An 11,956-nucleotide genomic window follows, 5' to 3' on the forward strand; every position below is an offset into this window, starting at 1 on the left:
GCTGATGCGGCGCGAATCCCAGGAAAACTTGCCATGTCCAGCACCACTTTGAATCCGTCCGAGATCAGCGAACTGATCAAGAACCGCATCGAGCAGTTCAAGCTCGGCGCGGAAGCACGCAACGAAGGCACGATCATCAGCGTGTCCGACGGCATCGTGCGCATCCACGGCCTGGCCGATGTGATGCAGGGTGAAATGATCGAGCTGCCGGGCAACTCGTTTGCGTTGGCGCTGAACCTTGAGCGCGACTCGGTCGGCGCGGTGGTGCTCGGCGAATACCAGCACCTGCGCGAAGGCGATACCGCCAAGACCACCGGCCGCATCCTCGAAGTGCCGGTCGGCCCGGAACTGCTCGGCCGCGTCGTCGACGCGCTGGGCAACCCGATCGACGGCAAGGGCCCGCTCGGTGCCAAGCTCAACGCGGCGATCGAGAAGGTCGCGCCGGGCGTGATCTGGCGCAAGTCGGTCGACCAGCCGCTGCAGACCGGCTACAAGTCGGTCGACGCTATGATCCCGGTCGGCCGCGGCCAGCGCGAGCTGATCATCGGCGACCGCCAGACCGGCAAGACCGCGCTGGCGATCGACGCGATCATCGCGCAGAAGGATTCCGGCATTAAGTGCATCTACGTCGCGATCGGCCAGAAGCGTTCGTCGGTGGCCAACGTGGTGCGCAAGCTCGAAGCGAACGGCGCACTGGCCAACACCATCGTCGTGGTCGCCTCGGCGTCCGAGTCGGCTGCGCTGCAGTACGTCGCGCCGTATTCCGGTTGCGCGATGGGCGAGTACTTCCGCGATCGCGGCGAAGACGCGCTGATCGTGTATGACGATCTGTCCAAGCAGGCCGTGGCCTACCGCCAGATCTCGCTGCTGCTGAAGCGCCCGCCGGGCCGTGAGGCATACCCGGGCGACGTGTTCTATCTCCACAGCCGTCTGCTCGAGCGCGCATCGCGCGTGTCCGAGGAATACGTCGAGAAGTTCACCAACGGCGAAGTGAAGGGCAAGACCGGTTCGCTGACCGCGCTGCCGATCATCGAGACCCAGGGCGGCGACGTTTCGGCGTTCGTGCCGACCAACGTGATCTCGATCACCGACGGCCAGATCTTCCTGGAAACCGACCTGTTCAACGCCGGTATCCGTCCGGCCGTGAACGCCGGTATCTCGGTGTCCCGCGTCGGCGGTGCCGCGCAGACCAAGATCGTCAAGAAGCTGTCCGGCGGCGTGAAGCTGGCGCTGGCGCAGTACCGTGAGCTGGCCGCGTTCGCGCAGTTCGCCTCGGATCTGGATCCGGCCACCCGCGCTCAGCTCGATCGTGGTCAGCGCGTGGTCGAACTGATGAAGCAGGCGCAGTACTCGCCGCTGTCGATCGCCGAGCTGGCCCTGTCGGTGTACGCCGCCGAGAAGGGTTACCTCGACGACCTGCCGGTCAACAAGGTGCTGCCGTTCGAGAAGGGCTTGCACGCGTTCATGCACCAGAACCACGCCGAGCTGATGGCCAAGATCGTGGCCACCGGCGACTGGAACAACGACATCGAAGCCACCTTCAAGGCCTCGCTGGACGAGTACAAGAAAACCGGTAGCTGGTAAGTCGGTAGTAGTGAATCGGAAGGGCGGACAGCGTTCTCCCTTCCCACCAGCGAGCACAACGAGCGGATAAAGCATGGCCAGCGGACGCGAAATCAAAACCAAGATCAAGAGCACGCAGAACATGCGCAAGGTCACGCGCGCGCTCGAAATGGTCTCTGCGGCAAAGATTCGTCGTGCGCAGGACATGATGAAGGCCTCGCGTCCGTATGCCCGCTCGATGCGCAAGGTGATCGCGCATGTGGCCCAGGCCAGCACCGATTTCAGCCATCCGTTCCTGACCCAGCGCGAGAAAGTGGCGCGGGTTGGCTACATCGTGGTGTCGACTGATCGCGGTCTGTGCGGCGGTCTCAACTCCAACCTGTTTCGTCGCCTGTTGCCGGCGATCGCCGAGTGGCAGCAGCAGGGCGTGCAGGTCGACGTAGTGGCGATCGGCCAGAAGGCGATCTCGTTCTTCCGTCGTCTGAAGGGCGTCAACCTGATCGGCAGCGTCAGCCATCTCGGCGAAAAGCCGAAGTTGGAGCAGCTGGTCGGCGTGATCAAGGTGATGATGGACGCCTATACGTCCAACGGCCTGGATCGGGTGTTCCTCGCCTACAACGACTTCGTCAACACCATGACGCAGAAGCCGACCATCGACGCGCTGTTGCCGCTGCCGCTGGTGGCGTCGGAAATGGAAGCGCACCAAGCCGCTGGCGAGACGGCTTATGCCGGCGTCAAGCTGGAAGCGAGCCACGACTGGGACTACATCTACGAGCCCGATGCGCAGACCGTGCTGGAGCACGTGCTGGGTCGTTACATCGAGTCGGTGGTGTACCAGGCGTCGCTGGAGAATCTGGCCAGCGAGCATGCCGCGCGGATGGTGGCGATGAAGAGCGCGTCGGACAACGCGAACAAGGTGATCGGCGAACTGACGCTGATCTACAACAAGGCGCGTCAGGCGGCGATCACCCAGGAAATCTCGGAAATCGTCGGCGGCGCCGCGGCGGTTTAATAAGTAGTACCCAACCTATTCATGGCGACGCGTAGCGGCGCCGACACAGACACTAAAAGATCCATCCGGAGCATTCCATGAGCCAGGGTAAAGTTGTTCAGATCATCGGCGCGGTTATCGACGTCGAGTTTCCGCGCGATCAGGTACCGCAGGTGTACGACGCACTGAAGATCGACGGCACCGAGATCACGCTGGAAGTGCAGCAGGTGCTGGGCGACGGCATCGTGCGTACGATCGCGCTCGGTTCCACCGACGGCCTGCGCCGCAACCTGATCGCCCGCAACACCGGCGAAGGCATCAAGGTGCCGGTGGGCAAGGCCACACTCGGCCGCATCATGGACGTGCTCGGCAACCCGATCGACGAAGCCGGTCCGATCGGCGAGCAGGATCAGTGGGTGATCCATCGCGAGGCGCCGAGCTACGACGACCAGGCGGCCGCGAACGACCTGCTGGAAACCGGCATCAAGGTGATCGACCTGATGTGCCCGTTCGCCAAGGGCGGCAAGGTCGGCCTGTTCGGCGGCGCCGGCGTGGGCAAGACCGTCAACATGATGGAATTGATCAACAACATCGCCAAGGCGCACGAAGGTCTGTCCGTGTTCGCCGGCGTGGGTGAGCGTACCCGCGAGGGCAACGACTTCTACCACGAGATGAAAGACTCCAACGTGCTCGACAAGGTCGCGATGGTGTACGGCCAGATGAACGAGCCGCCGGGCAACCGTCTGCGCGTGGCGCTGACCGGCCTGACCATGGCCGAGTACTTCCGCGACGAGAAGGACGCATCCGGCAAGGGCCGTGACGTGCTGTTCTTCGTCGACAACATCTACCGCTACACGCTGGCCGGTACCGAAGTGTCCGCGCTGCTCGGCCGTATGCCGTCGGCGGTGGGTTACCAGCCGACGCTGGCCGAGGAAATGGGCGTGCTGCAGGAGCGCATCACCTCGACCAAGACCGGCTCGATCACCTCGATCCAGGCCGTCTACGTGCCCGCGGATGACCTTACCGATCCGTCGCCGGCCACCACCTTCGCCCACTTGGACGCGACCGTGGTGTTGAGCCGTAACATCGCTTCGCTGGGTATCTACCCGGCGGTGGATCCGCTCGATTCCACCAGCCGTCAGCTGGACCCGAACGTGATCGGCGTCGAGCACTACGACGTCGCCCGTCGCGTGCAGGGCACGCTGCAGCGCTACAAGGAGCTGAAGGACATCATCGCGATCCTCGGCATGGACGAGCTGTCGGAAGAAGACAAGCAGGCCGTGTCGCGCGCGCGCAAGATCGAGCGCTTCTTCTCGCAGCCGTTCCACGTGGCCGAAGTGTTCACCGGCTCGCCGGGCAAGTACGTGCCACTGAAGGAAACCATCCGCGGTTTCAAGATGATCGTCGACGGCGACGTTGACCATCTGCCGGAGCAGGCGTTCTACATGGTTGGCGGCATCGACGAGGCGGTCAAGAAGGCCGAAGAGATGGGCGCCAAGAAGGCTGCCTGATCCTCAAGGGCGGACCGTCAGTCCGCCCTGTGTCTTACGCATTCGGAATCTGAGTCATGACCACCCAAACCATTCGCGTCGACATCGTCAGTGCCGAAGCCGAGATCTATCACGGCGACGCTGTGATGGTGGTCGCCACCGGCGAGCTGGGCGAGCTGGGCATCACGCCCCGCCACGCCCCGCTGATCACCCGCCTCAAGCCGGGTCACGTCGACGTGGTGCTGGCCGGCGGTGAGCGTCAGCAGTTCTGGGTGTCCGGCGGCATCCTGGAAGTGCAGCCGCAGGTGATCACCGTGCTGGCCGACACCGCTGCCCGCGCGTCCGATCTGGACGAGGCATCCGCGCAGCGCGCCAAGAAGGAAGCCGAAGACGCGCTGGCCCACCGCACCGACGCGTTGGATATTGCCGAGGCTCAGGCCAAGCTGGTCGAGGCGATGACCCAGCTGCAGGCGCTGGAGCGCCTGCGCAAGAACCTCAAGCACTGAGTGATTCGCACGCCACGGTGTGCGGACATCGAAGTGACAGAAAGCGCCGGCCCCGTGCCGGCGTTTCTGCATGTGAGGGTTGGAAATCATGACGGCCGCGCAGCTACAAATTACATATGTAATCTGTTAGTTTCGATAGCGTCGTTCCGCATGGGAGCCCAACATGATCCGATTCGCGCGCATGCTGCCGCCGGTCTCGGTCAGCGTGGCGCTGGTTGCTTGCGCCACCACACAGCCCGCCCATCCACCTGCACTCTCCGCTACCGGAGAGGCGTCCTGGCAGGAGGTATCCACACCCGGCATGGTGCGTTACCAGCTGGCGCTGGGAGAGGTATCCAGTGGCGCCACGCCGTTCCAGCGGGTTACCCCGGTCTATCCTGCCGATCAGCTCACGACGTGCCCGCCGCCGCAGGAAGTCCAGGCACTGCTGATCGTGGATGAGGGCGGCAAGGTTAGCGAAGTGCGTGTTGTCGACGAGGCGCAGGCTGACGCAAATCGGCGCCTGTTCATCGCCGCGGCTCGCCACGCCGCGCGGCAGTGGCAGTTCAATCCGTTGCAGGTCAGCCACTGGGCCGCCGATGCCAATGGCAACAGCCATGTGGTGTATGACGAGACGAAGCCGTTCAGTCTTACCTACGTGTTCCGCTTCGAATGTCACGCTGGCCACGCATCCGTCTCCACGGAAGCGTCCCGAACGGCACGTCCGTAGCGCATCCACGCCGCGCGAACATGTCGGTATCTAGAATGTGCTGACTTGCGCCGCGGATCGACCTCATGAAGCCTCATCATCGCCGCCATCTTGGCTGGCTTCTGGTCGTCATCCTGCTGCTGGTGATCGCGCGCGCGTTGTTGCCCTACGCGGTGCGCCACTACCTCAACGCCCGCATGGACCGGATGGGTGAGTATCACGGCCAGATCGCGGATATCGACCTGCATCTCTGGCATGGTGCGTACACCATCAACGAACTGCGTATCGTCAAGACAACCGGCAAGCTGCCGGTGCCCTTGCTCGATACCCCCCGTGCGGATATCGAGCTCAGCTGGTTCGCTTTGAGCCATGGCGTATTTCGCGGCAAGGTGAATTTCACCAGCCCGACGATCAATTTTGTCAAAGGTCAGGGCGACGACGACAGCCAGACCGGCAAGGGCGTGGACTGGCGTGCCCAGCTCAAGTTGCTGGCGCCGATGCGTCTGGACGAGATCAACGTCAGCAACGGTACGGTGACATTCCAGAGTTTCGTGACGAACCCGCGCGTCGATCTGAAGATGACCGACGTCAACGGCACGGTCACCAATCTCACCAACATCCAGCGCCGCCATGGCAATCGCGTGGCCGAGCTGCATGCCACCGCGAAGATCCTCGGCGACGCGCCGTTCGAGACCCAGGCCAGCTTCGATCCGCTGAGTCACTTCGGCGATTTTTCCTACCAGCTGCATGCCTCGAACATCCAGCTGGTCAAGGCCAACGATCTCGCCCGCGCCTATGCCGGACTGGATTTCGCCGGCGGCAGCGGCGACTTCACGATGGAGCTGGAAGCCAAAAACGGTCAGCTCGATGGCTATGCCAAGCCGATTTTCCATGACCTGAAGATCTTCAGCTGGAAGCAGGATGTTGTGCAGGACCGAAAGGGGCCGCTCAAGCTGGCCTATGAGGCACTGGCCCAGGGCGTGGTCTCGCTGTTCGAGAACCATGCGAACGATCAGTTCGCCACCCGCGTGCCGATCAGCGGACGCATCGACGACAAACAGCTGGATACGTCCCAGGCGATCGTCGGCGTGCTGCGCAATGCCTTCGTCAAGGCGTACCTCCCGCATCTGAAGAACCTGAAGCCGGCCGACGGAACCACCACGCACTGAATCGTGATCCGCGAAAACTCGATGTATCCTGCGCGTTCACTGATTCCCGATGCCGTGGTGCCACATGGAAACTCCCGCCTTGCACGTGATCATCCTCGCTGCCGGTGAAGGCAAGCGGATGAAGTCCAAACGCGCGAAGGTGCTGATGCCGCTGGCGGGTCGACCGCTGCTGGGGCATGTCCTCGCCGCGGCGCGCGCACTGCAGCCGGCCGCCATCCATATCGTTCATGGTCACTGCGGCGAGCAGGTGCAGGCGGCGTTTGCCGATCAGCCCGAGCTGCACTGGGTACGACAGGCCGAGCAACTGGGCACCGGCCATGCGGTGGAGCAGGCGCTCGGCGGCGTGCCAAGGGAGGCGCGCGTGCTGGTGCTGTACGGCGACGTGCCGCTGACCCGGGTCGAGACCTTGCAGCAACTGGTGCAGGCCGAAGGTGGTTTCAGCCTGCTCACCACCCGGCTTGCCGATCCGCAGGGCTACGGCCGGGTGCTGTGTGATGGCAACGGCAAGGTCCGTGCGGTGATCGAGGAGAAGGATGCCGATCCGGATCAGCGCGCCGTCAAGCTGGTCAACACCGGCATCCTGGTCGCCGATGCGATGGTGCTGCGCGGCTGGATCAAGCGGCTGGACCGCAACAACGCGCAAGGCGAGTACTACCTCACCGACATCTTCGGCATGGCGGCTGAAGAAGGTCGTGGTGCGCTCAGCGTCGAATGTGCCGATCCGGTGGAAGCCGCCGGTGCCAACAATCCGCTGCAACTGGCCGGGCTGGAGGCGGCGTATCGTCAGCGTGCCGCCCACGCGTTGATGGTTGAGGGCGTGCGATTGGCTGATCCGCTGCGCATCGATGTACGCGGCGCCGTTCGCACCGGTCGCGATGTCGAGATCGACATCGACGTGATCCTCGAAGGCACGGTGGCGCTCGGTGATGACGTGCGCATCGGCGCCTTCACCCGCCTGAAGGACGTGCAGCTCGCCAGCGGCACCGTGGTGCAGTCGCATTGCGATCTGGAGGGCGTGGTCACCCACGGTCCGTGCACGATCGGTCCGTTCGCGCGGCTGCGCCCGGGTACCGAACTGGACGCCGGCGTGCACGTCGGCAACTTCGTCGAGACCAAGAAAACCCGCATCGGCGAGAACAGCAAGGCGAACCATCTCAGCTACCTCGGCGACAGCGAGATCGGCCGCGGCGTCAACGTCGGCGCCGGCACCATCACCTGCAACTACGATGGCGTGAACAAATTCGTGACCCGCATCGGCGACGGTGCCTTCATCGGCTCCAACAGCGCGCTGGTGGCGCCGGTGACGGTTGGGGCGCAAGCCACCATTGGCGCCGGCTCGGTGATCACGCACGATGCGCCAGGGGGCGAGCTGACCGTGGCGCGCGGCAGGCAGCAGACATTTCCTGGATGGAAGCGGCCGTTGAAGCAGAAATGAGTCAGAAAAGCGAGGAGTGAGAAACGAGAGAAAGCGTACCGCCCACTCGTTTCTCACTCCTCGCGTGTTCACTCACTCCGCGCTACGCATAGCGCCAACCATCGATCTCCACCAGCAGTTCGCTGCGGCAGATGTCGCCGTGCAGCAGCAGCACCGGCACGCCGGGCAGGCGCTGGCGGAAGAATTCGCGCACGCGCGGGGCATCGGCGGCATGCCGCACGTAGGCCTTCAGCGGGGAATGGGTATCGAAGTCGGCGGTCATGTCGGCGCTGGCCAGCAGCGCTTCGAGGTTGGTGAGGGTTTCTTCGAGCTGGGCATCCAGGTCGTCCTGGTGCGCGGAGGCGTGGCCGACCACCGCGGCAGTGCCGGAGATCGCCAGCACATCCTGCGCCGGCAGCGTCATCGCACGGGCAAAGCTGGGCGGGGTGCGGCCGTACTGGCGCGGGTAGCGCCATGCACTCACCTGGCGCGGATTCTCCACCCGCGTGCCGCCCTGGTCGCAGGCCAGCAGATAGACCTGCAGCCGATGCTGCGCGTCGTGGTGACCAATCGCAGTGGCAGCGGGAAAGCCCTCGGCGAAGAAATCGCCCATGCCACGCGCGCGGCCATCGCAGAACTGCTTGTAACGCTCGGCGTCGCCTGCACCGTGATTGATCGCGCCAAGGTAGTTCCACACGCGCAGCACGTGCTGTGCACCACGCGCGGCGACGAAGCGGTGCAACTGCTCGTAAGCCAGTTGCGCGGTGGCGGTGGGGCCGCCGTGGGCGGATTCGTCCAGGTCGATCGCCGCGAACAGCCAGCCACCACCGGCCGACCAGTGCAATGCACCGTCGGTACCGCAGCTCACCGCCGCGTCGACCTGCCAGATTTCCAGCGGTGCCGGCGCGTCGAAACATTCCAGCGCCACCTGCAGGTAGCGCGGATCGTCGGAGTTCGGGCTGCCGGCGCCAAAACCGAACAACGCCAGTGTGCCCGCTTCCTTCAGCGCCGCTGCCGCGTCCGCGATCCGGTAGGAAATGCGCGGGGCGGGGCGTTTCAGTGGGGCGAGCAGTGGGTCTTCACATCCCTGAATCATTGCGTACAACCGGGAACGACAAGGGCGCTATGTTACACTCCGCGGCCACTGCCACCGGGGGGAGGCAATGAATCTAGAGTACGGAATCGAGCATGGCAGAGCAGACAGCGGCGCAGCGCGAATTGGCCACGTTGATCGTGGAGTGCCTGAATCTCGAAGCCGTCACCCCCGAACAGATCGATCCGGATGCCCCGCTGTTCGGTGGCGAGCTGGGCCTGGATTCGATCGATGCGCTGGAAATCGCGCTGGCGGTGTCCAAGCGCTACGGCTTCCAGCTGCGCTCGGACAATCCGGACAACCGGCAGATCTTCACCAGTCTGCGCACGCTGTCCGCGCATGTCGAGCAGCACCGCGTCGGCTGACGCCCGCTGGTGGACGAACCCGTGGAACCCGTCTCGTCACGTGGTATTCCCCCGCTGGTGGCAGGCTTGCGCTACCGGTGTTGCCATCGCGGAATGCTGCATGACGACTTCATCCCCAGCTCTTGAAAGCACGTCGCGGCGTTATGTGCTGCCGCTGCTGCTGGCCTATCCCTTGCTGGCGATCGCCGGCGCGCTGACGCATCGGCAGATTTTCCCGCTGGTGGCGCTGCTGTTGCTGCTGACGGCCGTGATGCTGCCGCGGCTGCAGACGCGTCGGGCCGGGCCATGGCTGGTCTGGCTGGGCGTGCTGGTGGCGTTGCTGCTGCTGTCGCTGTACGGATTCGCCGGCCTGTTGCTGGAAGCGGTGCCGGTGCTGATCAATGCGCTGCTGGCCTGCTGGTTCGGCAGCACGCTGGGTACGTCCGAGCCGCTGGTGACGCGTTTCATCGTCGCCATCGAAGGTGCCGAGCGACTGCAGCAGCCCGGGGTGGCGCGTTATGCGCGTCAGCTCACCTGGTTCTGGACGCTGCTGCTGGCGACGCAGGCGGTGGTACTCGCGGTATTGCTGCTGTGTGCCGAACACAGCGGACTGCTGGCGCGCTTCGGCCTCGTCTCGCCGCTGCCGGTGTCGGATCGCTGGGCCGCGGCCTGGCTGCATGTGGGTGGTTACGCGCTGCTCGGTGCTGCGTTCCTGCTGGAGTATGGCTATCGTCGCTGGCGACTGCGTCATCTGAGTCACCCCGGTTTGCACGACATGCTGTTGCAGCTGGTCCTGCATTGGCCGCAGCTGCTGCGCGGCAACCGGACTGTCGCGTCATGAATGGCGCCGTCTTCGAGCAGGCGTTGCGCATCGACGCCGGCCATCCGGCGTTGCCGGGGCATTTCCCCGGCCATCCGCTGGTGCCGGGAGTGATCCTGCTGGAACAGGTGGCATTGGCCCTGCGTGCATGGCGCGGACAGCGGCTGGCCCGTGTGCTGGAGGCGAAGTTCATGGCACCGTTGCTGCCGGATGAAGCAGCCATCGTGTGCCTGACGGAAACGGATGCGCTCCATTCGCGCTTCCGTTTCGAGATTCGGCGCGACAGCAGCCTGCTGGCGCGTGGCATGGTCGAGGGAGCGACATGAGCACCAACGAGCATTGGCAGAGCCGCCCGGAAGGCGGTGGCCGTTTTGCGATCTGGCTGATCCGTGCGATCGCACTGTATGGCGGCCGTCGCGTGGCGCGCGTGTGCCTGTACCCGATCACGCTGTACTTCTATTTGCGCCGCCGGCCGGAGCGGCTGGCGTCGAAGCAGTACCTGCAGCGTGTGTTCGGCCAGCCGGCGATGCCATGGCAGGTGTTCAAGCACATCCATTGTTTCGCCGCCACGATCATGGATCGGGTATTTCTGCTGGCCCATGGCGAGAAGCCGTTCCAGATCGAAACCGAAGGCCTGGAACTGCTCGACCAGCGCATTGCGCTGGGTCGTGGCGTGCTGCTGTTCGGCTCGCACCAGGGCAGTTTCGAGGCGTTGCGCGCACTCGGCGCACGTCGGCCGGAAATGCCCCTGCGGGTGGTGCTGGACAAGCAGAAGACTCCAGCGATGACCGAGTTGCTGGAAGCACTGGCACCGGAGGTGGGCGCCTGCGTGATCGACGCTGCTCAGGATGGCACCTCGATTGCGCTGGCCATGTCCGAGGCCTGCCAGAACGGCGCCGTGGTGGCGATGCTGGCCGATCGCGGGCGCGGGCATGAGGTGTTGCGGCATGCGCCGTTCCTCGGTTCACCGGCCCCGTTCCCGATCAGCCCGTGGCTGCTGGCACATACGCTGCAGGTACCGGTGGTGCTTTGCTTTGGCCTGTACCTGGGCGGCAACCGTTACCGGCTGATCTTCGAGCCGCTGGCCGACCGGGTGGAGATTCCGCGGCAGCAACGTGGCCCGGCACTGGATGCGCTGATTGCTCGCTACGCGCAACGTCTGGAACATTATGTCCATGTCGCTCCCTACAACTGGTTCAACTTCTATGATTTCTGGCAGCAAGATATGCGCGCTCCTGCTCAGCATGTCGCTGCCGCTGTGGGCGAACGCGTCGGCGTCTGAGGCCAGTCCCGCACCGGCCGTGGCGTCATCATCGGCGCAAGCGTTGATCACCGCCCTGGGCCAACCCGCGCCCGCCCGCACGGCGTTTGCCGAAGCGCGTTTCATGCAGGTGCTGGATCGTCCGCTGGTGGTGTCCGGCGAGCTGGCCTGGCTGGGCGGCGACAAGTTGCAGCGGCATGTCGAACATCCGAATGACGAAACCGCCACCATCGCCGACGGCGAGGTGACCCAGCAGCGCGCGGGCAAGAGCCCGCGGCACTTTTCACTCAGCCGCGCACCGCAGCTGCAGGTGTTGCTGGACAGCTTCGTGGCGTTGCTGAGCGGCGATGCCGGACGCCTGCAGCAGGCGTTCGAGATCCGGCAGAGCGGCGACCGGGCAGCAGCATGGACACTAACCATGGTGCCACGCGATGCGAAGGTGGCCAAGACGGTAGCCAGCATCGCGATCGACGGTGACGGCAAGACCTCGCGCTGCATGCGCATGCAGGAGGCGGATGGCGATCTGGCGATCGACCTGCTCGGCCCGCTCGCGGCGAAGATGCCTGCACAACCGACGCGCGAGGCGCTGCTGGCACTCTGTCAGGGCGCGCACTGAA

The 11,956-nt window shown here is 64.6% G+C and carries 13 protein-coding genes; 12 read left to right on the top strand and 1 reads right to left on the bottom strand.

Going from position 1 to position 11,956, the window contains the following annotated elements; all coding sequences use genetic code 11:
- Positions 1-33: 33 nt before the first annotated feature.
- The 7 genes from atpA (at position 34) to glmU (ending at position 7,842) form a co-directional block, all read left to right on the top strand.
- Positions 34-1,584, top strand: coding sequence for a F0F1 ATP synthase subunit alpha (gene atpA / locus B0E48_RS14790; protein WP_077518931.1), 1,551 nt, complete (start codon positions 34-36; stop codon positions 1,582-1,584).
- A gap of 73 nt (positions 1,585-1,657) precedes the next feature.
- A complete protein-coding gene (gene atpG, locus B0E48_RS14795) occupies positions 1,658-2,575 on the top strand; it encodes a F0F1 ATP synthase subunit gamma (protein WP_077518932.1) in 918 nt (305 codons plus the stop codon).
- 77 nt (positions 2,576-2,652) lie between these two features.
- Positions 2,653-4,065 (top strand): F0F1 ATP synthase subunit beta, encoded by a 1,413-nt coding sequence (gene atpD, locus B0E48_RS14800; protein WP_077518933.1) that lies wholly within the window; start codon positions 2,653-2,655, stop codon positions 4,063-4,065.
- 56 nt (positions 4,066-4,121) lie between these two features.
- Positions 4,122-4,550, top strand: a complete 429-nt coding sequence (locus B0E48_RS14805; RefSeq protein ID WP_077518934.1) for a F0F1 ATP synthase subunit epsilon — start codon at positions 4,122-4,124, stop codon at positions 4,548-4,550.
- Positions 4,551-4,713: 163 nt separating this feature from the next.
- Positions 4,714-5,259, top strand: coding sequence for a hypothetical protein (locus tag B0E48_RS14810; RefSeq protein WP_077518935.1), 546 nt, complete (start codon positions 4,714-4,716; stop codon positions 5,257-5,259).
- A 65-nt stretch (positions 5,260-5,324) separates the two neighbouring features.
- Complete coding sequence (locus tag B0E48_RS14815; RefSeq protein ID WP_077518936.1) at positions 5,325-6,407, top strand: DUF748 domain-containing protein; 1,083 nt, start codon at positions 5,325-5,327, stop codon at positions 6,405-6,407.
- A 64-nt stretch (positions 6,408-6,471) separates the two neighbouring features.
- Positions 6,472-7,842: a bifunctional UDP-N-acetylglucosamine diphosphorylase/glucosamine-1-phosphate N-acetyltransferase GlmU gene (gene glmU, locus B0E48_RS14820; RefSeq protein ID WP_077518937.1), complete on the top strand. Its 1,371-nt coding sequence runs from the start codon at positions 6,472-6,474 to the stop codon at positions 7,840-7,842.
- Between the two features lie 82 nt (positions 7,843-7,924).
- Here glmU and B0E48_RS14825 read toward each other — a convergent pair whose 3' ends face one another.
- Positions 7,925-8,917: a pteridine-dependent deoxygenase gene (locus tag B0E48_RS14825; RefSeq protein WP_077518938.1), complete on the bottom strand. Its 993-nt coding sequence runs from the start codon at positions 8,915-8,917 to the stop codon at positions 7,925-7,927.
- A 92-nt stretch (positions 8,918-9,009) separates the two neighbouring features.
- Here B0E48_RS14825 and B0E48_RS14830 point away from each other — a divergent pair, with 92 nt between their 5' ends.
- From B0E48_RS14830 to B0E48_RS14850, 5 genes are all read left to right on the top strand, one after another.
- Complete coding sequence (locus tag B0E48_RS14830) at positions 9,010-9,279, top strand: phosphopantetheine-binding protein (RefSeq protein WP_077518939.1); 270 nt, start codon at positions 9,010-9,012, stop codon at positions 9,277-9,279.
- A gap of 100 nt (positions 9,280-9,379) precedes the next feature.
- Complete coding sequence (locus tag B0E48_RS14835) at positions 9,380-10,099, top strand: xanthomonadin biosynthesis protein (RefSeq protein WP_077518940.1); 720 nt, start codon at positions 9,380-9,382, stop codon at positions 10,097-10,099.
- Positions 10,096-10,404 carry a hydroxymyristoyl-ACP dehydratase gene (locus B0E48_RS14840; protein ID WP_077518941.1) on the top strand — a complete coding sequence of 103 codons (309 nt, stop codon included), beginning with the start codon at positions 10,096-10,098 and terminating at the stop codon, positions 10,402-10,404. Before B0E48_RS14835 ends, B0E48_RS14840 begins: the two co-directional genes overlap by 4 nt.
- Positions 10,401-11,360 carry an acyltransferase gene (locus B0E48_RS14845; RefSeq protein WP_077518942.1) on the top strand — a complete coding sequence of 320 codons (960 nt, stop codon included), beginning with the start codon at positions 10,401-10,403 and terminating at the stop codon, positions 11,358-11,360. The genes B0E48_RS14840 and B0E48_RS14845 overlap by 4 nt, the downstream gene beginning before the upstream one ends.
- Positions 11,323-11,955 carry a LolA-related protein gene (locus B0E48_RS14850; protein ID WP_254423985.1) on the top strand — a complete coding sequence of 211 codons (633 nt, stop codon included), beginning with the start codon at positions 11,323-11,325 and terminating at the stop codon, positions 11,953-11,955. The genes B0E48_RS14845 and B0E48_RS14850 overlap by 38 nt, the downstream gene beginning before the upstream one ends.
- Position 11,956: the final 1 nt, after the last annotated feature.

This window comes from Rhodanobacter sp. C03, from assembly GCF_002001175.1.
GTDB lineage: Bacteria > Pseudomonadota > Gammaproteobacteria > Xanthomonadales > Rhodanobacteraceae > Rhodanobacter.

What these genes read in the sequence shown, in the direction of transcription:
- B0E48_RS14805 (WP_077518934.1), top strand. Translation starts at nt 4,122, where the DNA reads ATGACCACCCAAACCATTCGCGTCGACATCGTCAGTGCCGAAGCCGAG.
- B0E48_RS14850 (WP_254423985.1), top strand. Translation starts at nt 11,323, where the DNA reads ATGTCGCTGCCGCTGTGGGCGAACGCGTCGGCGTCTGAGGCCAGTCCC.
- atpG (WP_077518932.1), top strand. Translation starts at nt 1,658, where the DNA reads ATGGCCAGCGGACGCGAAATCAAAACCAAGATCAAGAGCACGCAGAAC.
- B0E48_RS14835 (WP_077518940.1), top strand. Translation starts at nt 9,380, where the DNA reads ATGACGACTTCATCCCCAGCTCTTGAAAGCACGTCGCGGCGTTATGTG.
- B0E48_RS14830 (WP_077518939.1), top strand. Translation starts at nt 9,010, where the DNA reads ATGGCAGAGCAGACAGCGGCGCAGCGCGAATTGGCCACGTTGATCGTG.
- atpD (WP_077518933.1), top strand. Translation starts at nt 2,653, where the DNA reads ATGAGCCAGGGTAAAGTTGTTCAGATCATCGGCGCGGTTATCGACGTC.
- B0E48_RS14810 (WP_077518935.1), top strand. Translation starts at nt 4,714, where the DNA reads ATGATCCGATTCGCGCGCATGCTGCCGCCGGTCTCGGTCAGCGTGGCG.
- atpA (WP_077518931.1), top strand. Translation starts at nt 34, where the DNA reads ATGTCCAGCACCACTTTGAATCCGTCCGAGATCAGCGAACTGATCAAG.
- glmU (WP_077518937.1), top strand. Translation starts at nt 6,472, where the DNA reads ATGGAAACTCCCGCCTTGCACGTGATCATCCTCGCTGCCGGTGAAGGC.
- B0E48_RS14845 (WP_077518942.1), top strand. Translation starts at nt 10,401, where the DNA reads ATGAGCACCAACGAGCATTGGCAGAGCCGCCCGGAAGGCGGTGGCCGT.
- B0E48_RS14840 (WP_077518941.1), top strand. Translation starts at nt 10,096, where the DNA reads ATGAATGGCGCCGTCTTCGAGCAGGCGTTGCGCATCGACGCCGGCCAT.
- B0E48_RS14815 (WP_077518936.1), top strand. Translation starts at nt 5,325, where the DNA reads ATGAAGCCTCATCATCGCCGCCATCTTGGCTGGCTTCTGGTCGTCATC.
- B0E48_RS14825 (WP_077518938.1), bottom strand. Translation starts at nt 8,917, where the DNA reads ATGATTCAGGGATGTGAAGACCCACTGCTCGCCCCACTGAAACGCCCC.